The organism is Thermodesulfobacteriota bacterium (assembly GCA_031082315.1).
Lineage (GTDB): Bacteria > Desulfobacterota > QYQD01 > QYQD01 > QYQD01 > QYQD01.
In genome coordinates, this window is sequence record JAVHLC010000003.1 from 242,017 (window position 1) to 268,356 (window position 26,340).

Genomic DNA, 26,340 nt, shown 5'->3' on the forward strand with positions numbered 1-26,340 from the left:
GGATAGTCGCTCTATTTTAGCAATTATTATTATGGCATTCCCTGTCTTCCTTTTCTGCACTATGTACGGTTTTTATAAGGGCCTGGTTAAGTATTATGGATTTCAGAGCAACGAGAACCTTTTCTTTGGAGGAAACTTTTAAAGCTCCGTAAGTAACGTAGACGTAGGGTGGGCACAGCATTATCGTGCCCACCGAAAGCATTGCACAATGAGATCATAAGAACCAACTTTTACCATACATCGGAGGTAAGATGAAAAGCGCACGCAGTCTTAAGGGATGGGGCATGGCTGTGGTCTTGGGCTTCGGCTTTGTTGTTTAGGAAATCGGGTTGGTGACTTTGATAGAATCGAAAGGTTTAAAGTGTTCGCTGTTGGCAGTATAAATTCCATGGACGCCGTTATCCAGCATAGTGGCTACAAGAAGGTAGTCGAAAATAGACTGCGACTTAGGACCGTGTTTTTCGATGAGCTTGGTTACGGTATCCACAGTTTGAGCCAGGGGACTATGACCCGGATATGACTACTTTTATAAAATTCAATGAGTTGTTTTGCTTTTATCGGGGATAGAGGATGTTCGACCCTTCTTTGATCAGTGATAACGGCGTAGAGTTCTATGAGGTTTTGGACAGAGACAACGGTTTTTATCCTGCCGTTTACAGCTTTTTCAACAAGGGATTTGCAGACAGCATGGAATTTCGAATCCTCGTTGTTGGCGTATACAAGGATGTTTGTATCAATCAATTTTGTGGTCAAGGTATTCCCCGTAAAGTTTATTCCGGTCAAATGCCTGTTTCGCGATATGACCGAGATGAAAGGTCGGAATTGTCAGAGGCGGGGTTTTCTTGCTTAACCCTGGCGGCGCTTTTCTTTTATTTTTCAAAAATTCGGCAAAGTCTATTATCTCGTCAAGTTTTTCAGGGGGTAACCTTTTCAGAATATTTATTATTTTTTTCTGTTTTTCGGCTTGGACAGGCATTGTTCTCACCTTGGTCATTTTTTTGTAAGATTACCAAACTCAAAGGGGTTAGTCAATTAGATATGGCCGGGAACCTTTTGGCCGAGGCGGATGGCGCAAACAACATCACCAGATACTATATCCACGGTCTTGGACTTATGGCTATGGTGACTCCATCAGATGAGGTCTATTGCTACCACTTCAATGCCACAGGCAGCACCGTAGCCATGACCGATTCAAGCCAGACCATGGTGAACAAATATGCCTATGACCCATTTGGGAAGGTCACAAATCAGGAAGAGACCATATCCCAGCCCTTCAAATTTGTGGGGCAGTTCGGCGTCATGACCGAGCCGAACGGCTTCTACTACATGCGGGCCAGGTACTACGATCCCAACGTAGGCCGGTTCATCTCCGAAGACCCGATTGGGTTTGAGGGCGGGGATGTGAATTTGTATGCCTATGTGGGGAATAATCCGGTTGTGTTGATTGATCCGTGGGGGTTGTGTTCAGAACTCACTTTTTCGAGTGCTGCTACGAAAATTGGTAGCGGGATTTTGCAAGCAGGGCAAGGATTGTACAATGCTCTTGGGAGTGAGGAATTGCAAAGAGGGACTGCACAAGGGTTTGCAATGGCGGGAAAAGTGACTGTAGTCACTGGCGCAGCTGTGGCTGCTAAGGCATATATGACTTATGACGTAGTGACGGGAGGCCCGGTTACTACTACTGCCGTAAGTCAGGTTTTATTACATCCTCAAGAGATGCTTGATTTTGTTCTGGGTCTCGTGCCTGCTACTCCACCACCAATGACACGAGGCGGAGTGTTTGGATACGCCACTGGTAGAGTTATAGAAGAGGTGGCAAGTTGGTTTAGACAGGCGACATGTTTTTTCGCCCTATAAGCTGCCATGTTCTAAAGAGCAGGCGTTGTTAGGGTTGCGTGTTTCATTTATTTGCGGTGGGATGGCCAAACAATGAGTAATGATAGACTACATACGGGATATATGGTTGGGGGTGCCCTCATCGCACTCGGCCTCTTAGTGCTCGTCAAAGGCGGATTTTATCAACTAGGTTATTACGTTGACTTTCATGGCTATCACATGCCATTCGGTATCGCCCTTTGTATCATTGGAGTGTTTTTTATCCTTACAGCGTTGCGTAGAAAACCTAAAGATAAGAAAAAAGAGGGGCACCCATAAGCCCCGTAGGGTGGGCACAGCATTATCGTGCCCACCAAAAGCACTGCACAATGAAATCATACGAACCAACTTTTACCATGCATCGGAGGTAAGATGAAAAGCGCACGCAGTCTTAAGGGATGGATCATGTCGGTGGTCTTGGCCTTCAGCTTTTTATTCCTGTTTGCCTCTTTGGCCGGGGCCATCGACTATACCTACGATGATTTGGACCGTCTCCTGCGGGTAGAATATGACGACGGCACGGTGATCGAGTATGTCTATGACGAGGTAGGAAACCGGGTGCAGAGAGTAAGCGGCGTTTCGCTTCCGGCCCAGCCTACCGGCCTCGTTGCGAGTACGGTCTCTGCCGATCAGATAAATCTCACCTGGACGGATAATGCCGATGACGAGACCGGGTTTATGGTAGAGCGCAAGATCGGAGCCGGGGGGACATACGCAGCCCCGTAGGGTGGGCACAGCTTTATCGTGCCCACCGAACCCACCGGACGTATTCGACTTTTCATCGCTATGTTGAGAAAGAAATCTACTCGCCGGATTGGGGTGCGACACCGGTGGAGATTCCGATCGACGTCGGTGGAGAATGAAGGACGACAAAGACGGTGGGCAATGCCCACCCTACGGGACCCGGAGGAATAAACATATTGACACCAGAAATTAACTCGTATTATACTCCGAATAAATAACGATTTATTCGGAGTTGATATGTTTGAAGACGTTATCGTTGATCAAAATCCACACTGGAGCGGTAGTTTCTATGAAGAAGGAATAAAAAGAGACATCCTGGATAAACTTAAAGGCTACATTGACTTACCCCATATCGTCTCCATTGTAGGCGTAAGACGGGGCGGTAAAAGCACACTTCTCAAACAGCTCATAAATCACCTTTTAAAAGACAAGGGCATCAGTCCTAAAAATATCCTTTTTTTAAATCTTGAGACCCCATATTTTAGCCAGTATAAAGACAAGGTAATAAACCTTGAACGGATATATGAGGATTACCTAAAGCTCACATCCCCACAAGGGCAGATTTATTGCTTCCTGGATGAGATTCAGTACTTTAATGAATGGCAAGTGTTTGTGAAGGCGCATTATGAACAGAAAAATATTAAATTCATTATTACCGGTTCAAATTCAAGATTATTATCATCAGAATTGATAACTCTTCTATCCGGCAGGACAATTCCCTTAGAGGTCTATCCGTTTTCTTTCAAGGAATTTCTTCGGGCTAATGGATCGGATATATCGGATAATATCCTATTGCTGCGGAAGCGGCATAAGATAAAAAGTCTTTGGAACGAGTATTTACAATACGGGGGATTCCCTGAAATAGCCTTTGTGGAAGAAAAGGGAGCGGCCAGAGAAATCCTTTCCACATACGCGAGGAACATTCTCTATCAGGATATCGCGCCGAGATTCAAGGTAAAAAAGATAGGCGACCTTGACGCACTCTTTTTTTATCTTATTTCCAATATAGCTGCCCTGTATACGTATAACACCCTTTCAAAACTTTTTGATCTCTCTGATAAAACCATTAAGGAATATCTCAGATACTTTTCTGATGCCTACCTGCTGTTTACTGTAGATGCATTTTCTTTTTCTGTAAAGAAGCAGATTAAGAGCCCTAAAAAGATTTATACCATTGATACCGGCATGGCGTCTTCTGTTTCCTTCAGATTTTCTGAGAAGGTGGGCCAACTTCTTGAAAATATGGTTTTTCTGGAATTAATGAGGCAGGGGCAAGATGTTTTTTATTACCAGACAGAGAACAGGTTGGAAGTAGATTTTATCTGTCGGGAGGGGAAGAAAACGACCGGATTGATTCAGGTTACAAAGGAAACAGGAGAAGACAGGGTAAGAAATCGTGAGGTGAGGGCGCTACAGAGGGCAATGGAAGAAACGAATATAAAGAATGGGTTGATCGTTACGTATGAAGATGAGGGAGAGATAAAAAACGGGGCCTCTGTTATTCACATAGTTCCTGCATACAAGTTTTTTGCTGACATCCGCTCATGGATTAAATGAAATCAGTAAGGTAGGGTGGGCACAGCTTTATCGTGCCCACCGAAAGCACCGCACAATGAAATCATAATAACCAACCGTTACCATACATCGGAGGTAAGATGAAAAGCGCACGCAGTCTTAAGGGATGGATCGTTATATTTCATTGAATTCTTCTATTGTAAGACCTGCCTGGCGGATCAATTTACGAAGCAAGCCAGGGCCAAGTTCACTGTGTTGAGGTATGGATAATGTCCACTGATAGCCGGGCCTTGTCATCATTACATGCGAGCCTTTTTGACGGACGGCAGACCAGCCTGTTTTTTGAAACTTTCGGACTGCTTCGGCGCCCGAACAGAGTTTTAAATCTGTGCCCATTAAACGGCGACTTCCACAAGCCTGGCAGAGTCAAACGAATGTTTGGATTCCATCACTTCAAGCCACCCTTCAATGGCTTCTTTAATATTGGCAATGGCTTCTTCATAAGTCTTTCCCTGGGAAAGACATCCTGGAAGTGCAGGGACTTCGGCTACATAGTAACCGGCTTCATCCTTTTCAATTATCACATGCAGTTTCATATGATCACCTTATTGAGATTTGGAATTGATTTTAAAAAAAGTATCATAAAATCCTGTTGATGTCAAAATCTGATAGTTAACAGCTGAAATTCTGCCATAAGGGAAATGGAGAAGCGTAGTTAGGTTTCATCCGAAAAGTCCCCCTCCCTTGACGGGAGGGGGTCAGGGGGAGGGTGAACTGAAGCAAAATCATCAGGTTATCCCCCTCACCCCAACCCTCTCCCACCAGGGGAGAGGGAAAAATCAGGGTTTCCGGATGAAAACTAGTTAGAAAAGCTAAAGGGGAGCTAAAGGGGGCAGCCCTTGACATTGGACAAAACAGGAAGGATCAGCCCCGTAGGGTGGGCACAGCGTTATCGCGCCCACCGAAACCACTGGGGTGCGACACCGGTGGAGATTCCGATCGACGTCGGTGGAGAATGAAGGACGACAAAGACGGTGGGCGATGTCCACCCTACGGGACTATACATTCGATTATGCGACTTCGTGTCGCGACTTACGATAGGCATCAGCCCAACCCGAGCCAGAAGGCCAGTGACCTGGTGAGTCTGGTCATGGTGTCCTCATCAAGCCGCCCGACCACTTCCTTCACCTTTTCCCTGGGAAGCGTGATGATCTTGTCCACCATGATCTGGCTGGGTTTGGCAAGTCCGTTTTCGCGGTCGGGCTCCACGTCCGGGCGGAAGAGGGGGGCATCCCGCAGGTGGCTGGTGAGAGGGCACACCACAAAGCTCGGATGCGTTTCGTTTGCCAGGTCGGTCTGCACGATCACCGCCGGCCTGGGCTTGCCGTAGCTGCCAGGGGCCACGACCAGCACCACGTCGCCCCGTTTCAGTCGTTCCACTCCCACCCCTCGGTATCGGCGACCTGCTCAATCCACTTACCCGTCTCGGACTCGGTGCGGTGGTCGGCGGCAACGAGCAGCGATTGCCGCCGCACCTCGGCCGCAAGCTTCCCGGACCGCTTATCCGGAACCCAGATCTGCACCGGCCGCAACCCGGCTCCCCGTAGCCTTTCTCTGTACTTCTTCATCTTTTCCGTTGCACTCGGGGCCATACTCTCACCTCATTACTAAACCCTTACCGACAAAATAACATGTTACCAAGGGGCTGTCAAGGTGCGGCTCCTCCTCCAAGAGCAAAAAAAGGGGTCTGACCCTTTTTTTCCTACAATGCAGTTATCATAATGCAAACGTTAAAACAAGGAGTAAATAAAAAAAGCCAGAGGGGTCAGCCCTTGACATTGGACAAAACAGGAAGGACTAGCAGTGGGAAGCCCCGTAGGGTGGGGAGCCCACTAAAACCGTCGCATAAGAGATCACAAAAAGAGTAACGTAGGGTGGGCACAGCATTATCGTGCCAACCGAAACCACTTATCCAACTTTTTCAATAAGTTACGTACGATCTCGTTAAAATTTGCAAACATATATACCTTTATACCTTTATACCTTGACAAGGCGGCACGGTTATCATTATTATGGTTTTAATTCCGGTCAACCACAAAGGAGGTCTTAATGATGAAAATTTTGTCGCTGTCAGAGGTAAAAATGAAATTAAGCGGACTTGTTGAACTGGTGAGTTCCACTGATGAAGAGATAGTGATTACAAAGAATGGCTCTCCGGCCGCTGTTTTGATAAGTCCTGACGAGTTTGAAAACTGGAAAGAAACAATCGCGGTTCGATCTGATACAACATTGATGGATGAAATCAGAAAAGGATTAAAGTCCTTAAAAAGCAGGAAGGCCCGCCTTTACACACTGGATGAACTTGTAAGGTAGCCGTATGAAACAACCAGTGCATAAGCTCCGGGTGCCGGATGATGTGGCAGAACTTGTTCGAAAAATGCACCCTTATCTTAAGAAAAAAATCAAATCGTCTTTGCAAATAATCTTATCAGATCCCGGTTCAGGAAAGGCGTTAAAGGATGAACTTGCCGGATTAAGGAGCTTTCGTGTGAGCCGATTTAGAATAATTTACAGGGGCTTGCCTAAAAAACATATTGAAATTATTGCTATTGGCCCGCGTGAACGTATATATGAGGAAACCTTCCAGATACTTAACACCTGAATTTTGCGTCAACCCTCTCATATTTAGTCTTGACACCAAATATTAAAACCCTTGACAGATGGCCACTTATGCCTTATTAATGCATGGCAAAGCGGGCATAGCTCAGTTGGTAGAGTACAAGCTTCCCAAGCTTGGTGTCGCGGGTTCGAATCCCGTTGCCCGCTCCATCCCTTATTGAGGTTGCTTTAACCCTGAGTAATAAGGGTTGAGTGCCTACTTCGATTAGTGGATTTGAATTGATATTTTTTACCGACAATTTTTAGTAAGAAAATCAGTTTAAAGTCACTGGGTGAAAGAGCGAAGTGGGCTATATGCCCGCTTTTTTTATTTTTGAGCCATGATTATATCGCCACAGGAAGTAAAGAGGATTATAGAGGAGGTTGCGGCCATAGCCGAACCCCTTATTGATGCGGAAGGCATGGAATTAGTGGATATTGAGTATCGCAAGGAACAGGTGGGTTGGGTCTTGAGGCTGTTTGTAGACAAGGAGCAGGGGATTACCCTGGATGACTGTACCGCCGTAAGTCGTGAATTGGGAAATCTGCTGGACGTAAAAGACCCGGTGCCCCATTCTTATCATTTGGAGATTTCGTCTCCAGGCCTGAACAGGCCTCTTAAGAAAGAAAAAGATCTTCTGCGGTTCAGGGGGAAAAAAGTTAGAATAAAAACCGTCCACCCGATCGGTAATCGCAAGAATTTTGTCGGTATCTTGTCGGATTATAAGGATGGCACTATTTATGTGCGCATAGACCAGGAGTCGTTTGCCATACCTTATAAAGAAGTAGCAAGGGCGAATTTAGAGTGGGAATTCTGATTAGGAGCACATGGGTATGATTTCCGAGCTGAAACATGTTATTGACCAGATAAGTAAAGACAAAGGCATTGATCGGGCCATACTTATCGAAGCCCTGGAAGAGGCTATCAAGTCTGCGGCCAAGAAAAAGTACGGTCAACGCCGTGACCTGGAGGTCAGTTTCAATGAAGAACTGGGCGAGATGGAGGTTTTTCAATTCCGTGAGGTGGTGGAGAAGTTAACGGACGAACAGACCCAGATATCTCTTGAGGAAGGACGAAAGCTGGACGCGGGGTGTCAAATCGGCGACAGCCTGGGGACGAAGATGGACACCAGCGGGTTTGGCCGTATAGCCGCTCAGGCTGCCAAGCAGGTGATTATTCAGAGGATGAAAGACGCCGAGCAGGATGTTATTTATGACGATTTCAGAAACCGCAAGGGTGAGATAGTGAACGGAATTGTACAACGTTTTGAGAAAGGAAACGTCATTATCAATCTTGGCCGTACAGACGCCGTATTGCCGGTTGAAGAACAGATAAGCCGCGAGAATTATCGCCGTGGCGATCGCGTAAGGACCGTAATAATAGATGTTCGCAAACATAGCGCCAAGGAGCCGCAGGTTGTTCTTTCGCGCACCCATCCTTTATTTTTGTCCAGACTTTTTGAGATGGAAGTCCCTGAGATCAGCGAGTCTATAGTGCAGATTATGGGTGTGGCCCGTGAGCCGGGCAGCAGATCAAAGATCGCCGTGGTTTCTAATGATTCCGACGTTGATCCGGTAGGGGCATGCGTTGGTATGAGGGGTTCGCGGGTACAGAATGTGGTGCAGGAGTTGAAGGGGGAACGGATTGATATTGTTTCATGGAATGCAGACATAGCAAAATATGTATGTAATGCCCTGTCGCCGGCCGAGGTTACGCGTGTGATTATGGATGAGAGCAACAAATCCATGGAGGTTGTTGTCGCAGATGATCAGCTTTCACTGGCTATCGGTAAGCAGGGGCAGAACGTACGCCTGGCCGCCCGCCTGGTAGGGTGGAAAATTGATGTAAAAGGCGAGAGCAAGTACGCAAAGATGATGCACGAAGGATATCAGTCATTAATTAAGATTCAAGGGGTAGGAGAAGGCATCGCTGACGCCCTCTTTGAAAGGGGCGTTACCTCAGTCGATGAACTTTCAAATGTCACTGTAGAAGAGCTTCTTCAACTGGAAAGCATGACCGAACAACAGGCGCAGGAAATCATCCGGGCCGCCCGGGAATATGCTTCGGCGCATCCTGCCGAAGAGGCTGTTTTAAACGAGGAAGAGGGGGAGTAATAATTATTGTCTGCTCATTGTATACGAACGTGCATAGGATGCCGCATCAAGAAAAATAAACGTCTGATGCGGCGAATAGTTCTCGACGATAAAGGGGTATTTCTTTTTGATGAAAAACAACGCCTGCCCGGCAGAGGGGGCTATGTTTGTTTTAATGACCAGTGTATGGCCCTGGCGTTGAAGAGGAGAGACCTTTCCAGGATTTTTAAAAATCCGGTTAAGGGCGTTAATTCGGGGAGTTTATGCGCTCGTGTGGAGGTGATGACCGCATGTCAAAAATAAGAATTTACGAGTTGGCCAAGGAACTGCAAATGGATAACAAGCAACTCCTGGCACAAGTTAAAGAGATGGGATATGACGTCAAAAGCCATATGAGCGTTTTAGAAGAGGGCGATGTCCAAAGGATAAAAGATATAATTACAGGAGTTCGGGCGGAGGTAGTGGTAGATGAGCGCGTACGGCCGAATGTTATTCGTAGGCGCACCAAAGTGGTACAGACTGAACCTGAGCCGGAACAAAAGACAGCGGCCGAGGCGCCGCCGGAAGCGGCAGATGAAACCTTGCCCCGGTCTCCTGTAGAAAAGGTTGAGGCAGAGGAACAAGAAGCTGCCGGGGAAGAAGAGCCGCCGCCAGTCTCTGCCGGGCCTGTTCAGGAGGCGCCTGCGCCGACGCAGAGACCAAAAAAAGAGTATGCGCGGATCATTCACAGGCCGGATGTAGTAAAACCAGCCAAACCCGAAGAACAAAGAAAAAGGGAACCGATCCGGGAAACAGCTAAGCCTGCTCCGGTTGTGAAAAAGCCCCCGGTCAAACCGGTTGCCGGGGCGGTTACTGAAGCGGAAAGGCCGGAACCGGCGTCGAAAGAAGTCGCAAGAAAGAAACAGGGCAAAAAACTGGTTGAAGTTGTGCCGGAAAATATTGAACAGCGTAAAAAAACCGTGTTGCGGCGCCGGGAAATCATCGAGAAAAGCCAGCTTTATGACCGCGCAGGCGGCGAAGGGAGGCTGCGGCCCAGGAAATCGGAGAGATTTGCCGCAAAGAAGAAACAGACGACCGAAGTCACCATTCCCAAGGCCATCAAACGGCGTATTAAGGTTGATGATACCATCCTGGTCGGTGAGCTGGCCAAGCGGATGGGTATTAAAGGGAATGAGGTTATTAAGAAGCTCATGCAGCTCGGCGTCATGGTAACCATCAATCAGGTCATCGACTTTGACGCCGCGGCGCTGGTGGGCGCTGAATTCGGCTATGAAATAGAGAAGGCCTCGTTTGAAGAGACTGATTTGCTGCAAATCAAGGAAGTATCAGAAGGCGATCTCGCGGCCAGGCCTCCGGTGGTCACCATCATGGGCCATGTCGATCATGGTAAAACCTCTCTGCTCGATGCCATCCGCCATACAAATGTTACGGCCGGTGAGGCCGGGGGTATAACGCAACATATCGGCGCCTATCACGTCAACATCGACGGCCGGGATATTGTTTTTCTGGATACACCGGGGCATGAGGCGTTTACCGCTATGCGCGCGCGGGGCGCCAAGGTCACAGATGTGGTGGTTTTAGTAGTGGCGGCGGATGACGGCGTTATGGAGCAGACGAAAGAAGCTGTAAACCATGCCCGGGCGGCTGAAGTTCCTATAATAGTGGCTATAAACAAGATTGATAAGCCTGAGGCCAATCCCGACCGGGTAAAACGTGAACTGGCTGAGTTGGGCCTGCTTCCCGAGGATTGGGGGGGACAGGCTATATTTGCTGAAGTCTCGGCCAAACAGAAAAAAGGGATAAAGGAATTATTGGAGTTAATTCTGCTGCAGGCAGAGATATTGGAGTTGAAGGCCGCTCCTAAAAGATCGGCCAGAGGCAGGATTATAGAGGCCAAGATCGATAAGGGGCGCGGCCCGGTAGCCACAGTCCTGATACAGAAAGGAACGCTGAAGCAGGGCGATCCATTTGTCTGCGGGCAGTTTTTCGGCAAGGTCCGGGCCATGTTTGATGACAATGGAATCCGGGTGGTTGCGGCCGGCCCGTCCATGCCTATTCTGGTGCAAGGTTTATCCGGAATCCCTATGGCGGGAGACGAATTTATCGTGGTGGAAGATGAGAAAAAGGCCAAACAGGTAAGCGCCTTTCGGCGACAAAAGCTGAGAGAGGTAGAGCTGAGCCAGGTAACCAAGATATCGCTGGAAAAATTGTTCGAAAAGATGAAAGAGGGCGAGGTTAAGGAATTAAAGCTCGTCCTTAAGGCCGATGTGCAGGGTTCTCTCGAGGCATTGAGCGATGCGCTCACAAAATTGAGCACCCCGGCGATCAGGGTTAATGTTATCCATGGTTCTACCGGCGCTATAACCGAAAGCGACGTACTCCTGGCCTCGGCATCTGATGCTATCGTCATTGGGTTCAATGTCCGCCCCCATTCCAGGGTGCAGGAACTGGCCGAGCAGGAAAAAGTGGATATGCGCACCTACGACGTTATTTATCAGATTATAGACGATGTCCGCAACGCCATGAGCGGCCTCCTTGAACCTATTTATGAAGAGAAGGTGCTGGGGCGGGCTGAGGTTAGACAAATATTCGCTGTTTCCAAAATAGGCACAATATGCGGCAGCTTTATTACAGAGGGCAAGATCGAGAGAGGAGCCAAGGCCCGGCTTGTTCGGGATGGCGTGGTTACCTACAACGGGCGCTTCGCTTCTCTGCGGCGGTTCAAAGAGGATGTAAAGGAAGTCCAGTCCGGTTATGAGTGCGGCATCGGTCTGGAAAACTACAACGACGTTAAGGTCGGCGACGTGATAGAAGCCTATGTACTCAAAGAGGTAAGGCCGACTCTTTGATTTCGGAGCGGCAGCGGCACACGGGGATGGTAATCGGTATCTGTCGGCTGGATATGCACTTGCCGGAGAACGGCTCTTTAAAGGGCAAACGGAAGGTAATTAAGAGCATTATAGCCCGGGTGCGCGACAAGTTTAACGTCTCCATCGGTGAAGTGGACGGCCATGATTTATGGCAGAGGGCGCAATTGGGGATAGCGGCCGTGGGCAATGATCGCAGAGTGGTCAACAGCGCCTTAGATAAGATAGCGGGTTTTGTTGAGTCCCTGGGCTTGGCCGAGGTACTGGAGATAAAGATAGAGATTATAAATCTTTAGTCTTTTTTCTTTCTTCGCGTTCTTTGCGGCTTTGCGGTGAGGGTATTTTCAGGTGAAACTTTCATATAAAAGAGCGGATAGACTCGGCGAGTTTATTCAGACAGAGGTATCTGATATTATTTTAAGAAAGATTAAAGATCCGCGCATTAGCCTGGTAACAATTACCGGGGTAGATGTAAGCGACGATCTTAGTATGGCCAGGATCTATTTCAGCGTCATGGGAGATGAGAAACAACGCCAAAAGGCTATGGACGGATTGAAAAGCGCCACGGGATTTATTAAAAAATCCCTCGGTTCCCGGCTTGAGCTTCGCCATGTCCCGGACATAGAATTCCATTACGACCGTTCCTTTGAATATGGCGAGCGTATTGATAAATTACTCGGAGAGATAAAAGAAGACCATGGCGATAGTTGAGGATATAGAGCGTGAGATAACCGCTCGTCATCGTTTCCTTTTGACCACGCACATTCATCCTGACGGCGACGCTGTCGGCTCGCTTTTAGCTATGGGCTTTTTGTTAGAGCATCTGGGAAAAGAGCCGGTTCTTTTTACTGAAGATCCCATCCCGCCCCAGTATCATTTCCTGCCCGGGGTAGAAAAGATTACACATGAGCTTCCGGATTTATCAACCATTGATGCCTGTCTGGTGCTGGATTGCGGCGACAGCAAGCGGATCGGCCGTGCAGCTCCCCGGCTTTTAGAAATAAGGCCTGTTATAGTTATAGATCATCATCTGGGGTGTGATGCCTTCGGGGATATATGCTGGATAGACCCGAAAAGCGCTGCCGTCGGCGAGCTGGTCTATCATTTGATAAAGGCCACGGGTGCGGATATCTCATATAATATGGCGATAAATATCTATGTGGCCATCCTTACAGATACCGGCTCCTTCCGTTATGCATCGACCAGTTCTCAAACCATGCGTATTGCCGCAGAGATGATAGATTTAGGCGTCAAGCCCGCATGGGTATTGGCCATGGTTTATGAAAATTATTCGGCTAATCGTTTACGTTTGCTGAGCGCCGCCCTTTCCACCCTAAAGACTTACTATGAAGGACGGGTAGGCATTATCTCGGTCTCCGGAGATATGCTCAGGGCTACCCGCACCTCAATTGAGGACGCAGAAGACTTTGTCAATTACCCGCGATCTATAGCCGGAGTTCAATTGGCCGCTATTATTAAAGAGATAGAAGACGGCCGCTTCAGCGTCAGTCTGCGTTCACGCGATGGTATTAATGCCGCCCGCCTGGCTGAGAGGTTCGGTGGAGGCGGTCATTTCAATGCCGCGGGTTTCAAGGGAAGCGGCGACCAGGAGACTATCAAGCAGGAGTTGTTATCAGAGATAGGCAATCTTATGGAGAAGAGGGCCGTTGGATTCTAATGGATCGCTCAGGGATAATAGTAATCGACAAACCGGCCGGCTGCAGTTCTTTTAGAGTGGTACAGACCGTAAAGAAGGCCCTGGGGGTTAAACGGGCCGGGCACACCGGGACTCTGGATCCCTTTGCTACCGGTGTCTTGCCTGTTTGCGTAAATGAGGCCACTAAGGCTATCCAGTTTCTGTCTGAAGATGAAAAGGAATATGGGGGTGTGCTGGTTTTAGGGACAGCTACCGATACATTTGATGTAACCGGTAAGATCGTGGCCGTTTCAGATGTGCCCGATATAACCTTTAATGAACTGCAACAGGTGGTTGCTGAGTTTACCGGGGTCATAAAACAGGTTCCCCCGCCTTTTTCGGCGGTAAAATTCAAGGGGAGACCTCTTTATCACTGGGCCAGACGGGGAGTTTTCATAGAGAAAGAGGCGCGCGAGGTTACCATCAAAGAACTGACGGTAGAGAAGGCCGCTTCTCCTGAGGTATCTTTTAAAGTGGTTTGTTCTAAAGGGACCTATGTGCGGAGCTTGGTCCATGATATAGGCCAAAGAATCGGTTGCGGCGCATACTTAAAGGAGTTACGGAGGCTGCGCAGCGGCCCTTTCACCATCGAACAGGCCGTCGCTGTTGAAGCCGTTGAGGATAAATATCTGCTCCCGGTTTCGGACGTCCTCGGCTATTTGCCCGGGGTGGAGGTAGATGAACCCCAGGCCAGGGAGGTACAACAGGGGCGGGAATTATTCCTGAAAAAGACAGAAGTCGCATCCGGATGCAGAAAAGCAGGCCGGCCGTGGGTCAGGATTCTCTCCAGGTATGGCGACCTCCTGGCTATATATACATGGCGTGATAACAGCGGGGATTTAAAGCCTGTTCGTGTTTTTAAAGGATTATAGTAACTACATCTAACCTTATTATTTTACAGGGAAGGGGGTACAGACGTTGATTGGGATCGAACAAAAAAAAGGGATCATTGAGCGGTTCAAGCTCCATGGTACGGATACGGGCTCACCAGAGGTGCAAATCGCCCTCTTGAGCGAACGCATCGGCTACCTGACCGAACACTTTAAGGTCCATAAAAAGGACCACGCCTCTCGCCGCGGGTTGCTCAAACTGGTGGGCCAGAGAAGACGCTTGCTCAATTATCTTAGAAAGATAAATGTTGAGCGATACCGCGATGTAATAGCTAAGCTGGGCATCCGCAAGTAGCTTAGAAATAAATGATTTGGAGATAAGAGAAGATGATGAAACGCTTTTCAACCGAGCTCTCAGGGAGAGTTCTTACTATTGAAGCCGGTAAGGTGGCCAAGCAGGCCGGCGGCGCGGTTACTGTATCCTATGGGGATACGGTGGTGCTGGTAACGGCCGTGGGTTCCGACCTGGCGCGGGAGGGTATAGATTTTTTACCCCTCACTGTGGACTACCATGAGATGCTGTATGCTGCGGGCAGGATTCCCGGGAGTTTTTTCCGCCGGGAGATCGGCCGTCCCAGCGAGAAGGAGACGCTTACTTCAAGGCTCATTGACCGGCCCTTAAGGCCCCTTTTTCCGAAGGGGTATCGCTATGAAACCCAGATCATTGCTACCGTGCTTTCGGTGGATCAAGAAAATGAGCCGGATATACTGGCTCTGATCGGGGCTTCGGCAGCCCTGGAAATGTCCGGTATCCCTTTTGCCGGCCCTATAGCCGGTGTGCGGGTTGGGCGGATTAATGGGCAACTGGTGCTTAATCCTACCTCCGCCCAACTGGCGGATTCAGATATCAACATTGTGGTAGCGGGAAGTAAGGATGCCATTGTTATGGTCGAAGGCGGCGGCCAGATCGTCCCTGAAGAGGTAATGATGGAGGCCATATTTTTCGCGCATGAGGGGTTGCAGCCTATCCTGCAGTTGCAGGCCGAGCTCAGGGAGGCCGTCGGCAAACCCAAGAGGGTGGTTCCTGAGGTAGTGGAGGATGAGGCCCTTAAGGCCCGTGTTATGGAGATAGCCGGAGACGATCTTCTCCAGGCTATTACTATTGGCGCTAAAATGGAACGCGGAGAGCGGCTACGGGCCATTGAGCAAAGGGTCGTGTCAGCGCTTCTGCCGGATCACGAGGGGCGGGAAGGAGAGATCAAAAAACTCTTTTATGCCCTGGAGAAAGAGACCGTCCGGGCCATGATCGTGAAAGAAAAAAGGCGTATCGATGGCCGCGGATTTAAAGATATCCGGCCTATATCCTGTGAAGTCGGCGTGCTGCCGAGGACGCATGGTTCAGCCCTCTTTACCCGCGGCGAGACCCAGATTATGGCGGTTACTACCCTGGGAACGTCTGAAGACGAACAGCGGATTGAATCATTGAACGGGACAACCTTTAGGCGGTTCATGCTGCACTACAATTTCCCGCCCTTTTGTGTGGGCGAAGTGCGTATGATGCGGGGGCCCGGGCGACGGGACATAGGTCATGGGGCGCTGGCGGAAAGGGCCATCACAGTAGTTTTACCCACTCAAGAGGAATTCCCTTATACCATCCGCCTGGTGTCTGATGTGCTGGAATCAAATGGTTCTTCCTCTATGGCCACGATTTGCGGCGGGTCTTTATCTCTTATGGATGCGGGTGTGCCCATAAAGACCATGGTGGCCGGGATTGCCATGGGGTTGATAAAGGAGGGAGAAGAGATTATCGTCCTGACGGATATCCTTGGAGACGAGGACCACCTTGGAGATATGGACTTCAAGGTAGCCGGCACCGACCAGGGGATTACCGCCCTTCAGATGGATATCAAAATCAAGGGCCTGACCAGGGAGATCATGAAGACAGCCCTGGAACAGGCCAGGGAAGCGCGGCTTTTCATCCTCGGAAAGATGTGTGAGGTAATCCGGCAGCCACGCGAGGCCCTGTCCATATATGCCCCGAAGATCGTCACCATCCATATCAACCAGGATAAAATAAGGGACATCATCGGCCCGGGTGGAAAGGTGATCAGGCAGATTACCGGTGAAACCGGGGCTAAAATCGAAGTGGAGGACGACGGCAGTGTCCGGATCATTTCTCCTAATGATGAAGTTCTGGAACGCGCCCTTGCATGGATTAAGGATATCGTTCGTGAACCGGAGGTCGGGGAGTTATACCTGGGCAAGGTCAAAAAGATCATGGATTTTGGCGCTTTTGTGGAGATATTGCCCGGGCTTGACGGCCTCGTACATATCTCGCAACTTGACACACAGCGTGTAAATAAAGTCACCGATATCCTCCACGAAGGCGACGAGGTCATGGTGAAGGTCATAGAAATCGACAATCAGGGCAAGGTCAAGCTGAGCCGCAAGGCCGCCCTGGGACAGACCGCTAAACCAGTTGTTTAAAATGGAACGCAAGGCCTGAACTGACGTGTATCGCAAGACTATCCTCGACAATGGAATCAGGGTGGTTACGGAACATATTCCGTATGTGCGCTCTGTTTCCATGGGTATCTGGGTAACCGTGGGGTCACGCGATGAAGCGAAAGAAAATAACGGCATTTCTCATTTCATCGAACACATGATCTTCAAGGGGACGGCCAAGAGGTCAGCCCTCCAGATAGCCAAGGAGTTGGATGCCGTCGGCGGTATGTCCAATGCCTTCACCTCCCGTGAGAACACCTGCTTTCACGCCCGGGTCTTAGACACCCACGTGGATGTCATTATCGATCTCCTCTCAGATATTTTTTTGAACTCTCTGTTTGATCCGGCGGAAACAGAGAAGGAGCGACAGGTCATACTACAGGAAATCAGCATGGTAGAGGACACGCCGGACGACTATATCCATGACCTTTTCAGCAGCCTTTTTTGGGGTGACAACCCTCTTGGTTTTTCTGTGCTGGGGACCGCCCAGAACGTCACGCAGATAGATTCCCAGACCATACATAAGTACTTGCACAAGACATATTTGCCGGACAAGATCGTCGTTGCGGCTGCCGGCAACCTGGAACATGATGCCTTTCTGGAACAGGTGAGGCGGGCGTTTTCCATTGTGCCCGGCCGGAACGGTGTGCCTAAACGTGTGACCCCCGCCGTAACATCCCGTCTGGCGGTCCATCCCAAAAAATGTGAACAGGTTAATCTGATTTTAGGGACAAAAAGCTGTTCGGCAACAGATAGCCGCCGATACGCCTGTATGCTTCTAAATATTATACTGGGCGGCAGTATGAGCTCCCGGCTCTTTCAGGAAATCAGAGAACGCCGGGGACTGGCTTATACCATTTACTCCTTTATCTCCTCGTATATGGACACGGGTCTTTCGGGTATCTATGCCGGGGTAAGCAGGAAAAATGCCGTCCAGACTATAGAACTGATTCTGCGTGAGATACGAAATATCAAGAAAAACTCTGTTGATGAGGCGGAACTGGCCAGCGCCAAAGAGCATTTAAAGGGCGGCCTGCTATTGGCCGCGGAAAGTTCTGATAACCGTATGACCAGGCTGGCCAAGAACGAAATACATTTCGGCCATTTTATAACCTATGATGATCTGATAACAGAGATAGATGCCGTAACCAGAGAAGACATCGCCATGCTTGCCCAGGAGTATCTTTCATCAGAGACATTGACTCTGACGGTCCTGGGGCCTGTTTCTGAAAAAGATATTCCAGAAGATATCCTTTCCTTGTAACCTCCGGTCGCACACGCCTAGGATGTAAGAAGTCGCTGAGGACGCGGTAATACAATGGGCGATAGTCAATAGTCGGCAGTCGATAGCTGAAAGCTCAAAGCCGAAGGCTGAAAGCCTTAAAACCAGATAAACCAGACAAACCACGGACCACGGACAACGGACAACGGACAACGGACTACGAACCACGGACAATACGTACTCAGCGGTGAAAAGGTTTTTTACGAATTGGTCGAGTAAGGTTCAGAGGAAAAATATGGATGACACCATCCGAATAAAAGTAAGACGCGTAAGACCGGGAAAAGACGCCGATATACCGTTGCCCCGTTACATGACGGAGCATGCCTCAGGTATGGATGTTCACGCCGCAGTGGATAGCGAGGTATCCATTTCACCTGGAGAGGTTTGTCTTGTCCCAACCGGCCTGTCTGTGTCCATTCCCCCTGGTTTTGAATTCCAGGTTCGCCCCCGGAGCGGTTTGGCGGTCAAACACGGGATCGGAATCATAAATGCCCCGGGGACTATTGATGCGGACTACAGGGGCGAAGTCTGCGTGGCCTTGATTAATTTCGGCAAAAGGCCGTTTGTCATTAAACGCGGAGAGCGCATCGCCCAGATGGTTTTAGGCCGGGTCCACCGGGCCGATCTGGAGCTGGTAGATGAGCTTGACCCCAGCGCCCGCAACACCGGCGGTTTTGGACATACCGGCCGATAAATACCAACCCATTCTCTAATATCCCCGCCTGCCATTCTCCTTCTACGCCTACTCCCTCCCCTTGATGTCGTCTACCTGTGCGCCGTGCCTGCCGGCAGGCAGGACCGGTCATGATTTGCCCTTGATCTTTAATATAATTCCCATATATCAGGCTGAATGCTGATTGCTGAGCGCTGACTGCCTCATCCTGAACACAAGGTTTCCGGATGGGAACTATATAATGACAATCCGGCGAAATTTGTGCTATAAGGACCTAATTTAGTTCTCATATGGCGAGTCTCTGTCTTTGCTGGTAGCAAGGTAACGTTGAAGGTGGTGGAGGTTAGTGTTTAAGGCATGATTTGATGGAAGCATTTCCGGAGTTGGATTCTGCTGCTATCTCTAATATTTTACAAGAGCTTAAACGTCAAGGGAAAATCAAATTTTCAGGACCTTCAAAATCCGGATATTGGGAACTTACTAAGTAATTAAATCTATTTTTACGTTAGTTGTCGGCGTATTTTTGAATTACTGTTTAAATTCAGGCAGTTATAATTCATGAAATTAAATCTATTTTAAATCTAAAATACATTGAGAAGGGTTATGGATCTCCATCCAAAATTTGTGTTTATAAGAGCAAGATTAAAGACCTGACTCCTTATTTTGGCGCAAAAATTACATTTAATTTAACATATGTAATTTTTTTGAGATAAACTTACATATAAAACTCTGTAGGTAACAAAAACAACATGGCAAAGGCTTTTTTAAGTCAGGACTTAGGCATCTTAAAGGAACTGACCGGATTCAAAAGGAATAGGCTTTTTATGTTTCATGAGTATCTGGAGCTGTTTGAGAAATAAGGATAAACGATACGAAAGGAAACCTAAAAACAAAACGGGTAATCTCCATGTCGTGTAAGAGGTCGAAAAATGTAACCGAGCCATCCGGATTGCTAGGGTGTGATGCCAGGAGAAAGAATATTTATTTCTCTTTATTTCTATAGTGGTTAGTGTCGACTGATTCTCGCCTGATGGGCTTTTAGAGGGGCAAATGACGACCGAAGAAAAGGCGCCGGTTTCTATTGAAGTGGTTCAGCGGCAGATAATCGTTATTCGTGGCGAAAAAGTTATGCTGGACCGGGACCTGGCTGAACTGTATGGAGTGGAAACGAAGCAGTTGAAGCGCGCCGTTCGAAGGAACATAGACCGATTTCCGCCGGACTTTATGTTTGAACTCACCAAAGAAGAGTACGATGCTTTAAGGCGCCAATTTGGCGCCTTAAAAAGGGGCGAACACGCAAAATATCTGCCGATAGCCTTCACCGAACAAGGCGTGGCCATGTTATCATCCGTGCTCAATAGTAAACGGGCCATTGAGGTAAACATATTAATCATGCGGGCCTTCGTGCAGCTTCGTCAGATGATATCTTCGCATAAAGATTTGCTGCGTAAGGTGGAAGAAATAGAAAAGAAATATGACGAGCAATTTCAGGTGGTATTTGAGGCCATCAAGCAATTGATGATTCCAACTGAGAAGCCGAAGAGGAGGATCGGGTTTTAAATAGAGAGGGCTCGTTCCTTAAAGTTATAATTTTAGGCCGTTCCCCTTCACTTTTCCGAGGAACCAAGGACCACTGCATGAGCAACAACAACCTGAACTGGATTGCCAACTTTATCTGGGGCATCGCGGACGACGTCCTGAGAGACGTCTATGTTCGCGGGAAGTATCGGGACGTCATCCTGCCCATGGTCGTCATTCGTCGGCTTGACGCCGTGCTGGAACCGACGAAGCAGGCCGTGCTGGGTATGAAGAAGACACTCGATGACGCCGGCATTACCAACCAGGACGCTGCCCTGCGGCAGGCATCGGGCCAAGCTTTTTACAACGCATCCGCTTTCACGTTACGGGACTTGCGAGGCCGCGCCAAGGCGCAGCAGCTCAAGGCTGACTTTGAGGCCTACCTCGATGGCTTCTCGCCCAACGTCCAGGAGATACTCGACAAGTTCAAGTTCCGCAACCAGATTCCCACGCTGGTTGATGCCGACATTCTCGGCAGCCTGATCGAGAAGTTCCTCGACCATTCGATCAATCTCGGCCCCCTGCCCGTGCTGAATACTGATGGTACAGAGCGCCTCTCGGCGCTTGATAACCACGGAATGGGCACGATCTTTGAGGAATTGATCCGCCGCTTCAACGAGGAGAATAATGAAGAGGCCGGCGAGCATTTTACTCCACGCGACGTGGTGAGGCTGATGGCGGATCTCATCTTCCTGCCCATCGCCGATCAGATTGAGTCCGGCACCTACCTGGTGTATGACGGCGCCTGCGGCACGGGTGGCATGCTGACCGTGGCCGAGGAGCGGCTCGGCGAATTGGCCGGCGAGCACGGCAAGGAAGTCTCCATCCACCTCTTCGGCCAGGAGGTGAACCCCGAGACATACGCCATTACCAAAGCCGATTTGCTGCTCAAGGGCGAAGGCGAAGAGGCCGAGAACTTTCGCCTCGGTTCGACGTTGTCGCAAGACGGCTTTCCCGCCCGCGAGTTTGACTTCATGCTCTCCAATCCGCCCTACGGCAAGAGCTGGAAGACCGACCTCGAACGTATGGGTGGCAAGGCGGAAATGCGTGACCCGCGCTACATAATCGAGCACGCAGGCGATCCGGAGTTCAGCCTCATCACCCGCTCCAGCGACGGTCAACTGATGTTCCTGGTGAACAAGCTGGCCAAGATGAAGCACAAGACGCCGCTCGGCAGCCGAATCGCCGAGGTACACAACGGCTCATCGCTCTTCACCGGCGACGCTGGCCAGGGCGAGAGCAACATCCGCCGCTGGATCATCGAAAACGACTGGCTGGAAGCGATCATCGCCCTGCCACTCAACATGTTCTACAACACTGGCATCGCCACTTACGTTTGGGTGCTGACGAACCGCAAGCCGGAGCACCGCCGGGGCAAGGTGCAGCTCATCGACGCCACGCAGTGGTTTAAACCGCTTCGCAAGAACCTTGGGAAGAAGAACTGCGAGCTTTCGGGTGACGACATCCAGCGCATCACAAGATCCTTCATGGCATTCGAAGAGACTGAGCAGTCAAAAATCTTCCCCAATGCTGCCTTCGGCTACTCAAAGATCACGGTGGAATGGCCGCTTCGCTTGAAGGTCGAGTTTTCTGCCGCCACCATCGCCCGCTTCAAAAAGGCCTGTGCTGAGGCGAATGAAAGACCTTTTGCCGACTTTGGCGATCATTTGTCCGATACCTTGGGCGCTGGCCCTCATACCGACTTCAACTCCTTCATGATCTTGGTTGAGCAGGAGGCCGAAAGGCGCGGTGTCAAGCTTACCGCCAAACGGCAGAAACTGCTGCAATCCGCACTGGCTGAGAAGGATGAAAATGCCGCGCCGGTCATCAAGAAAGTACACAAGCCCGGCAAGGTCAAGGACGACCCGCTGCACGGTCGCTATGCCGTTATGCTCCGCGGAAAGCCGGCTGTGGTCGAATACGAACCCGACAGCGATCTCCGCGACACCGAGCAGGTGCCGCTGCTGGAAGAGGGTGGCATCGAAGCCTTCTTTCGTCGTGAGGTACTGCCCCATGTCGCCGATGCGTGGATTGATGAAGCGGCCACGAAAGTCGGCTACGAGATCTCCTTCACCCGCTACTTCTATAAGCCGCAGCCGATGCGCACTCTGGAAGAGATTAAAGCCGACATCCTCGCGCTGGAAAATGAGACCGAAGGCCTGCTAGGGCAGATCCTGGTAGAGACGCAGGGCCGACGATGACTATTCGGCTTGTCCCCTACCCCGAATACAAAGATTCCGGCCTGCCGTGGTTGGGAGAGATCCCCAATCATTGGGAGGTGCGTCGGGGTAAATCCGTTTTCAAGTGCATTGATGTGCGCTCACGGAGCGGCGATGAAGAACTACTGACCGTGTCGGCGAAAGATGGCGTCGTGCCTCGTCGTGAGAAAAAGGTCACCATGTTCATGGCGGAGTCATATGCGGGTTACAAACTCTGTTGGCCAGGCGACCTCGTTATAAACAGCCTATGGGCCTGGGCAGGAGGACTTGGCTTCTCCCGTCACCACGGCATCATTAGCTCGGCGTACGGTGTCTATCGCCCTCGGCCCGAGTTCGCTAGTTTCTGGCCCTACTTTGACTATCTCTTCCGCTCCAAGGTATACGATTGGGAGCTTCACGTTCGTTCAAAGGGTATCTGGGTCTCAAGGCTCCAACTGACGGACGAATCGTTTCTTGACATGCCGATAGTCCTGCCTCCAAACGATGAGGCAGAGAGGCTTGCGCGGTTTCTGACCGGGGCCAGTGCTCACATCAACCGCCTCATCCGCGCCAAGCGGCGACTAATCGATTTGCTGAATGAGCAGAAGCAGGCCATCATCCACCGCGCCATCACCCGCGGTCTCGACCCCAATGTCCGTCTCAAGCCCTCCGGCATCGACTGGCTCGGCCATGTGCCGGAAGACTGGGAGATTAAGAAACTCAAGTACAAAGTAAGGTTTTATGGCGGCGGAACACCGTTAAAGGCTGTCGCTGAATACTGGAACGGCGACATTCCTTGGGTGTCTCCCAAGGATATGAAGACGGAGTTGGTTGAGGATGCTGAGGACCACATTACTCAAGAGGCTGTTGAGCAAAGCAGCACGCATCTGATTGAGGCCGGTGCCGTCCTTGTAGTTGTGCGTTCAGGCATTTTGCGTCGGACTATTCCAGTGGCGATCAACCAGAAGAGCGTGGCCTTAAATCAAGACATGAAAGCTCTCGTAACAAAGCCAGGTCTAAAAGCCTGTTACCTGGCTGCTCTCATTCGGGGCAATCAACATGTTTTTCTGACTGAGTGGACGAAGCAGGGTGCCACGGTAGAGAGCATTGAACACGCACTTCTTGCAAACACTCGCATACCTGTTCCCCCTATTCCTAAACAAGAGGCCATTATTGCTTTTCTCGACAAAGAACTGAGTACTGTCAATCAGCCAATAGAACGGGCTCGCCGCGAAATCGACCTCCTCCGCGAGTACCGCACCCGCCTGATCGCCGATGTGGTCACCGGCAAGCTGGATGTGCGCGGCGTGGAACTGCCCGTGCTAACCGAGGCTGAGATGATGGAAGACTTGGACATCCCTGAAGACGCCGAAAAGGAAGAGATGGGCGACATCCAGGAGAAAGAAATATGAGTATGCCTCCAGCCAACCAACAAATCTATCACATCACTCATGTGGACAACTTGTCCTCCATTGTGACCACCGGCATGATCGAATCGGACGCCAGGCGCATCACGGAAGGGGTGACCAACACCAGTATCGGCATGACCGAGATCAAGCGAAGGCGGCTCCAGGAATTGGAAGTTCATTGCCACCCGGGAACCATGGTTGGTCAGTATGTGCCGTTCTACTTCTGCCCGCGGTCGATTATGCTATATATCCTCTACATGGGCAACCATCCGGACCTGAACTACCGGGAAGGCCAGCAGCCGGTTATCCATTTGCAGGCCGATCTCGCGGCAACAGTCCAGTGGGCCCAATCGAATGGGGTACTGTGGGCCTTTTCAGACCGGAATGCCGGTGCCTATTTCGCTGAATTCTACAACACACTGGATGACCTGGACAAAGTCAATTGGGACGCCGTGGCGGCTACGGACTTCCGGGACATGGTTGTCAAGGAAGGCAAGCAGGCCGAATTTTTGGTGTACGAGTCGTTCCCATGGAAACTCGTGAACAAGATAGGCGTGTTCGATACGACGGTTGAGGAGCAGGTCAAAACGGTCCTGCGGGGCGCGAACTACACGCCGCTTGTGCGCATAGAGCGGGGATGGTATTATTAATTTTCGAGGAGCAAACCAATGATTGAGCTGAAGCAAGGCGATATCCTGCAGGCGGATACCGAGGCGATAGTCAATACCGTCAACTGTGTGGGCGTTATGGGACGGGGGATCGCGCTGCAGTTCCGCAAGGCTTACCCTGAGAACTATCAAGCTTACAAAGAAGTCTGCGACCGGAAGCAGCTTCATCCGGGCATGATGCTCGTCTTCAATCTGGATCGACTTCATAATCCCAAATATATTATCAACTTTCCCACCAAGCGCCACTGGAAGGGTAAGAGCCGGATGGAGGACATTGAAGCAGGTCTCAAGGCATTGGTGGAAGAAGTTCAAAAGAGGGACATCCATTCGATAGCGATTCCTCCACTTGGCTGTGGCTTGGGCGGCTTAAGATGGGAGGAGGTTCGTCCGAAAATCGAAGCAGCCTTTCGTATGCTGCCTGATCTTCGGGTCATGCTGTATGAGCCGAAGGGTCCGCCATCTGCGGAGGAGATGGCCAAAACAAAGAAAGTCCCGAAAATGACCGCCGGAAGGGCGGCATTGCTGGGCTTGATGAGACGATACCTGGCCGCGGCCATGGACCCTTATGTTACGCTGCTGGAGATACATAAACTCATGTACTTTATGCAGGAGTCAGGTGAACAGCTTAATCTCCGATATACGCAGGGCCTCTATGGTCCGTATGCTGAGAACCTGCGCCATGTCCTTAGCCAAATTGAAGGTCATTTTATCACGGGCTATGGTGATGCCGAAGACCGGCCGAACAAGCAAATCGAACTGAGGGTCGGAGCGATCGAGAAGGCGAAGGATTTCCTAAGTGACTACCCCGGCACGCTGGCCCGACTTGAACTCGTTGCAGAGCTGATCGAGGGTTTCGAGACACCATTTGGGATGGAATTGTTGTCGACAGTTCATTGGGTGGCCAAACATGAGGGCGGGAAAACTGTCGATGATGCCGTTCAAAAAACGTATGCATGGAACAGTCGAAAACGGATGTTTCGGGAAAAGCACATACAAATCGCATGGGAAATCCTTGACCGCAAAGGCTGGTTAGCGGATTCGCGACCCGGTAATTCTTAAGAGGGCGAGAGATAGTCCTAATGATTTGGTTGCCGGGTATTTGATGGAACACGGTGCGGATGCAATGGGCCGCTGTCACGTCTGAGTTATAAGTTCCTTGCTTTCAATGCGTTAGGCGCTACTTTGTTTATTTGACGGTTATTTGATGGGGAAAGGTCTGGGTAGGCAGGGAGACTGGAAAGCGGAGCGAGCGTAGAAGAAGGGGTGAACCATGGTAACCGATATCAGCGAAAAAGGGCTCGAGAGCCTTATTATTACGGCGCTCACCAGGTTGTCCCCAAGTGTTGCGAAGACTGGCGACGTTGTTGCCGCTGTCGACCCTGCCATACCTTACGGAGGCGCAGACTACGTGCAGGGCGATCCCAGGGACTACGATCCCGACCATGCCGTGGACCTCGTCAAGTTACTTGCCTTTGTGAAGGCCACCCAGCCGAAGGCCTTCGCACAACTGGAACTTGGCGCCGACGGCCCGCCCAGACTGAAGTTCCTGGCGCGGCTCCAGGGCGAGATCGCCAAGCGCGGCGTGGTGGATGTGCTGCGCAAGGGCATCCAGCATCATTCGGCCACCGTGGATCTCTTCTACGGCACGCCTTCGCCAGGTAATGCCAAGGCGGCCGAGCGTTTTGCCGCAAACTGGGCTATACTGACATCTATGGACAGAGTTGCTTGAGTATGGCAGAAATGAAGAG

General features: G+C 50.2%; 29 protein-coding genes and 1 tRNA gene. 24 read left to right on the top strand and 6 right to left on the bottom strand.

What is annotated here, in order from left to right:
* Positions 1–474: 474 nt before the first annotated feature.
* Positions 475–753 (bottom strand): hypothetical protein, encoded by a 279-nt coding sequence (locus RDU59_04730; GenBank protein MDQ7837778.1) that lies wholly within the window; start codon positions 751–753, stop codon positions 475–477.
* Positions 734–976, bottom strand: a complete 243-nt coding sequence (locus RDU59_04735; GenBank protein MDQ7837779.1) for a DUF2281 domain-containing protein — start codon at positions 974–976, stop codon at positions 734–736. Before RDU59_04735 ends, RDU59_04730 begins: the two co-directional genes overlap by 20 nt.
* 62 nt (positions 977–1,038) lie before the next feature.
* Here RDU59_04735 and RDU59_04740 point away from each other — a divergent pair, with 62 nt between their 5' ends.
* From RDU59_04740 to RDU59_04755, 4 genes are all read left to right on the top strand, one after another.
* Entirely contained in the window at positions 1,039–1,857 is an 819-nt protein-coding gene (locus tag RDU59_04740; protein ID MDQ7837780.1) for an RHS repeat-associated core domain-containing protein, read from the top strand.
* Positions 1,858–1,929: 72 nt separating this feature from the next.
* Positions 1,930–2,154, top strand: a complete 225-nt coding sequence (locus RDU59_04745) for a hypothetical protein (GenBank protein ID MDQ7837781.1) — start codon at positions 1,930–1,932, stop codon at positions 2,152–2,154.
* Positions 2,155–2,247: 93 nt separating this feature from the next.
* On the top strand, positions 2,248–2,601 hold the full coding sequence (locus RDU59_04750) for an RHS repeat domain-containing protein (GenBank protein MDQ7837782.1): 354 nt from the start codon (positions 2,248–2,250) through the stop codon (positions 2,599–2,601).
* Between the two features lie 255 nt (positions 2,602–2,856).
* Positions 2,857–4,176, top strand: a complete 1,320-nt coding sequence (locus RDU59_04755; protein ID MDQ7837783.1) for an ATP-binding protein — start codon at positions 2,857–2,859, stop codon at positions 4,174–4,176.
* A gap of 132 nt (positions 4,177–4,308) precedes the next feature.
* On the opposite strand, the gene RDU59_04760 is transcribed toward RDU59_04755, so the two are convergent.
* From RDU59_04760 to RDU59_04775, 4 genes are all read right to left on the bottom strand, one after another.
* Positions 4,309–4,530, bottom strand: a complete 222-nt coding sequence (locus RDU59_04760; protein ID MDQ7837784.1) for a type II toxin-antitoxin system HicA family toxin — start codon at positions 4,528–4,530, stop codon at positions 4,309–4,311.
* On the bottom strand, positions 4,530–4,730 hold the full coding sequence (locus RDU59_04765) for a type II toxin-antitoxin system HicB family antitoxin (protein MDQ7837785.1): 201 nt from the start codon (positions 4,728–4,730) through the stop codon (positions 4,530–4,532). The genes RDU59_04760 and RDU59_04765 overlap by 1 nt, the downstream gene beginning before the upstream one ends.
* Before the next feature lie 508 nt (positions 4,731–5,238).
* On the bottom strand, positions 5,239–5,574 hold the full coding sequence (locus RDU59_04770) for a type II toxin-antitoxin system PemK/MazF family toxin (protein MDQ7837786.1): 336 nt from the start codon (positions 5,572–5,574) through the stop codon (positions 5,239–5,241).
* A complete protein-coding gene (locus RDU59_04775; protein ID MDQ7837787.1) occupies positions 5,562–5,786 on the bottom strand; it encodes an antitoxin MazE family protein in 225 nt (74 codons plus the stop codon). Before RDU59_04775 ends, RDU59_04770 begins: the two co-directional genes overlap by 13 nt.
* Positions 5,787–6,243: 457 nt before the next feature.
* Here RDU59_04775 and RDU59_04780 point away from each other — a divergent pair, with 457 nt between their 5' ends.
* From RDU59_04780 to RDU59_04875, 20 genes are all read left to right on the top strand, one after another.
* Positions 6,244–6,507, top strand: a complete 264-nt coding sequence (locus tag RDU59_04780) for a type II toxin-antitoxin system Phd/YefM family antitoxin (GenBank protein MDQ7837788.1) — start codon at positions 6,244–6,246, stop codon at positions 6,505–6,507.
* A gap of 43 nt (positions 6,508–6,550) precedes the next feature.
* Positions 6,551–6,796, top strand: coding sequence for a type II toxin-antitoxin system RelE/ParE family toxin (locus RDU59_04785; protein ID MDQ7837789.1), 246 nt, complete (start codon positions 6,551–6,553; stop codon positions 6,794–6,796).
* Positions 6,797–6,887: 91 nt separating this feature from the next.
* Positions 6,888–6,963 (top strand) — tRNA-Gly (locus tag RDU59_04790).
* 170 nt (positions 6,964–7,133) lie between these two features.
* A complete protein-coding gene (rimP, locus tag RDU59_04795) occupies positions 7,134–7,610 on the top strand; it encodes a ribosome maturation factor RimP (GenBank protein ID MDQ7837790.1) in 477 nt (158 codons plus the stop codon).
* 16 nt (positions 7,611–7,626) lie between these two features.
* Positions 7,627–8,907, top strand: a complete 1,281-nt coding sequence (gene nusA, locus RDU59_04800) for a transcription termination factor NusA (GenBank protein ID MDQ7837791.1) — start codon at positions 7,627–7,629, stop codon at positions 8,905–8,907.
* A gap of 269 nt (positions 8,908–9,176) precedes the next feature.
* Entirely contained in the window at positions 9,177–11,735 is a 2,559-nt protein-coding gene (infB, locus tag RDU59_04805; GenBank protein ID MDQ7837792.1) for a translation initiation factor IF-2, read from the top strand.
* Complete coding sequence (locus RDU59_04810) at positions 11,732–12,049, top strand: DUF503 domain-containing protein (protein MDQ7837793.1); 318 nt, start codon at positions 11,732–11,734, stop codon at positions 12,047–12,049. Before infB ends, RDU59_04810 begins: the two co-directional genes overlap by 4 nt.
* A gap of 52 nt (positions 12,050–12,101) precedes the next feature.
* On the top strand, positions 12,102–12,464 hold the full coding sequence (gene rbfA / locus RDU59_04815; GenBank protein MDQ7837794.1) for a 30S ribosome-binding factor RbfA: 363 nt from the start codon (positions 12,102–12,104) through the stop codon (positions 12,462–12,464).
* Complete coding sequence (locus RDU59_04820; GenBank protein ID MDQ7837795.1) at positions 12,451–13,431, top strand: bifunctional oligoribonuclease/PAP phosphatase NrnA; 981 nt, start codon at positions 12,451–12,453, stop codon at positions 13,429–13,431. The genes rbfA and RDU59_04820 overlap by 14 nt, the downstream gene beginning before the upstream one ends.
* On the top strand, positions 13,431–14,321 hold the full coding sequence (gene truB, locus RDU59_04825) for a tRNA pseudouridine(55) synthase TruB (GenBank protein ID MDQ7837796.1): 891 nt from the start codon (positions 13,431–13,433) through the stop codon (positions 14,319–14,321). The genes RDU59_04820 and truB overlap by 1 nt, the downstream gene beginning before the upstream one ends.
* 46 nt (positions 14,322–14,367) lie before the next feature.
* Entirely contained in the window at positions 14,368–14,634 is a 267-nt protein-coding gene (rpsO, locus tag RDU59_04830) for a 30S ribosomal protein S15 (GenBank protein MDQ7837797.1), read from the top strand.
* Positions 14,635–14,666: 32 nt separating this feature from the next.
* The gene (gene pnp / locus RDU59_04835; GenBank protein ID MDQ7837798.1) at positions 14,667–16,766 is read left to right on the top strand and encodes a polyribonucleotide nucleotidyltransferase; all 2,100 of its coding nucleotides are present in this window, start codon (positions 14,667–14,669) and stop codon (positions 16,764–16,766) included.
* A 25-nt stretch (positions 16,767–16,791) separates the two neighbouring features.
* Complete coding sequence (locus tag RDU59_04840) at positions 16,792–18,048, top strand: pitrilysin family protein (GenBank protein ID MDQ7837799.1); 1,257 nt, start codon at positions 16,792–16,794, stop codon at positions 18,046–18,048.
* A gap of 253 nt (positions 18,049–18,301) precedes the next feature.
* On the top strand, positions 18,302–18,760 hold the full coding sequence (gene dut / locus RDU59_04845; protein MDQ7837800.1) for a dUTP diphosphatase: 459 nt from the start codon (positions 18,302–18,304) through the stop codon (positions 18,758–18,760).
* Positions 18,761–19,789: 1,029 nt separating this feature from the next.
* A complete protein-coding gene (locus RDU59_04850; GenBank protein MDQ7837801.1) occupies positions 19,790–20,299 on the top strand; it encodes an ORF6N domain-containing protein in 510 nt (169 codons plus the stop codon).
* Positions 20,300–20,376: 77 nt separating this feature from the next.
* Positions 20,377–22,518: a class I SAM-dependent DNA methyltransferase gene (locus RDU59_04855; protein ID MDQ7837802.1), complete on the top strand. Its 2,142-nt coding sequence runs from the start codon at positions 20,377–20,379 to the stop codon at positions 22,516–22,518.
* Positions 22,515–23,927, top strand: coding sequence for a restriction endonuclease subunit S (locus RDU59_04860; protein MDQ7837803.1), 1,413 nt, complete (start codon positions 22,515–22,517; stop codon positions 23,925–23,927). Before RDU59_04855 ends, RDU59_04860 begins: the two co-directional genes overlap by 4 nt.
* Entirely contained in the window at positions 23,924–24,574 is a 651-nt protein-coding gene (locus tag RDU59_04865; protein ID MDQ7837804.1) for a DUF4433 domain-containing protein, read from the top strand. Before RDU59_04860 ends, RDU59_04865 begins: the two co-directional genes overlap by 4 nt.
* Positions 24,575–24,592: 18 nt before the next feature.
* Entirely contained in the window at positions 24,593–25,651 is a 1,059-nt protein-coding gene (locus RDU59_04870) for a macro domain-containing protein (protein MDQ7837805.1), read from the top strand.
* Between the two features lie 211 nt (positions 25,652–25,862).
* Positions 25,863–26,321: a hypothetical protein gene (locus RDU59_04875; protein MDQ7837806.1), complete on the top strand. Its 459-nt coding sequence runs from the start codon at positions 25,863–25,865 to the stop codon at positions 26,319–26,321.
* The last annotated feature ends 19 nt before the right edge of the window (positions 26,322–26,340 follow it).

What these genes read in the sequence shown, in the direction of transcription:
- RDU59_04735 (MDQ7837779.1), bottom strand. Translation starts at nt 976, where the DNA reads ATGCCTGTCCAAGCCGAAAAACAGAAAAAAATAATAAATATTCTGAAA.
- RDU59_04740 (MDQ7837780.1), top strand. Translation starts at nt 1,039, where the DNA reads ATGGCCGGGAACCTTTTGGCCGAGGCGGATGGCGCAAACAACATCACC.
- RDU59_04745 (MDQ7837781.1), top strand. Translation starts at nt 1,930, where the DNA reads ATGAGTAATGATAGACTACATACGGGATATATGGTTGGGGGTGCCCTC.
- RDU59_04750 (MDQ7837782.1), top strand. Translation starts at nt 2,248, where the DNA reads ATGAAAAGCGCACGCAGTCTTAAGGGATGGATCATGTCGGTGGTCTTG.
- RDU59_04755 (MDQ7837783.1), top strand. Translation starts at nt 2,857, where the DNA reads ATGTTTGAAGACGTTATCGTTGATCAAAATCCACACTGGAGCGGTAGT.
- RDU59_04760 (MDQ7837784.1), bottom strand. Translation starts at nt 4,530, where the DNA reads ATGGGCACAGATTTAAAACTCTGTTCGGGCGCCGAAGCAGTCCGAAAG.
- RDU59_04765 (MDQ7837785.1), bottom strand. Translation starts at nt 4,730, where the DNA reads ATGAAACTGCATGTGATAATTGAAAAGGATGAAGCCGGTTACTATGTA.
- RDU59_04775 (MDQ7837787.1), bottom strand. Translation starts at nt 5,786, where the DNA reads ATGGCCCCGAGTGCAACGGAAAAGATGAAGAAGTACAGAGAAAGGCTA.
- RDU59_04780 (MDQ7837788.1), top strand. Translation starts at nt 6,244, where the DNA reads ATGATGAAAATTTTGTCGCTGTCAGAGGTAAAAATGAAATTAAGCGGA.
- rimP (MDQ7837790.1), top strand. Translation starts at nt 7,134, where the DNA reads ATGATTATATCGCCACAGGAAGTAAAGAGGATTATAGAGGAGGTTGCG.
- nusA (MDQ7837791.1), top strand. Translation starts at nt 7,627, where the DNA reads ATGATTTCCGAGCTGAAACATGTTATTGACCAGATAAGTAAAGACAAA.
- infB (MDQ7837792.1), top strand. Translation starts at nt 9,177, where the DNA reads ATGTCAAAAATAAGAATTTACGAGTTGGCCAAGGAACTGCAAATGGAT.
- RDU59_04820 (MDQ7837795.1), top strand. Translation starts at nt 12,451, where the DNA reads ATGGCGATAGTTGAGGATATAGAGCGTGAGATAACCGCTCGTCATCGT.
- truB (MDQ7837796.1), top strand. Translation starts at nt 13,431, where the DNA reads ATGGATCGCTCAGGGATAATAGTAATCGACAAACCGGCCGGCTGCAGT.
- pnp (MDQ7837798.1), top strand. Translation starts at nt 14,667, where the DNA reads ATGATGAAACGCTTTTCAACCGAGCTCTCAGGGAGAGTTCTTACTATT.
- dut (MDQ7837800.1), top strand. Translation starts at nt 18,302, where the DNA reads ATGGATGACACCATCCGAATAAAAGTAAGACGCGTAAGACCGGGAAAA.
- RDU59_04850 (MDQ7837801.1), top strand. Translation starts at nt 19,790, where the DNA reads ATGACGACCGAAGAAAAGGCGCCGGTTTCTATTGAAGTGGTTCAGCGG.
- RDU59_04855 (MDQ7837802.1), top strand. Translation starts at nt 20,377, where the DNA reads ATGAGCAACAACAACCTGAACTGGATTGCCAACTTTATCTGGGGCATC.
- RDU59_04860 (MDQ7837803.1), top strand. Translation starts at nt 22,515, where the DNA reads ATGACTATTCGGCTTGTCCCCTACCCCGAATACAAAGATTCCGGCCTG.
- RDU59_04865 (MDQ7837804.1), top strand. Translation starts at nt 23,924, where the DNA reads ATGAGTATGCCTCCAGCCAACCAACAAATCTATCACATCACTCATGTG.
- RDU59_04870 (MDQ7837805.1), top strand. Translation starts at nt 24,593, where the DNA reads ATGATTGAGCTGAAGCAAGGCGATATCCTGCAGGCGGATACCGAGGCG.
- RDU59_04875 (MDQ7837806.1), top strand. Translation starts at nt 25,863, where the DNA reads ATGGTAACCGATATCAGCGAAAAAGGGCTCGAGAGCCTTATTATTACG.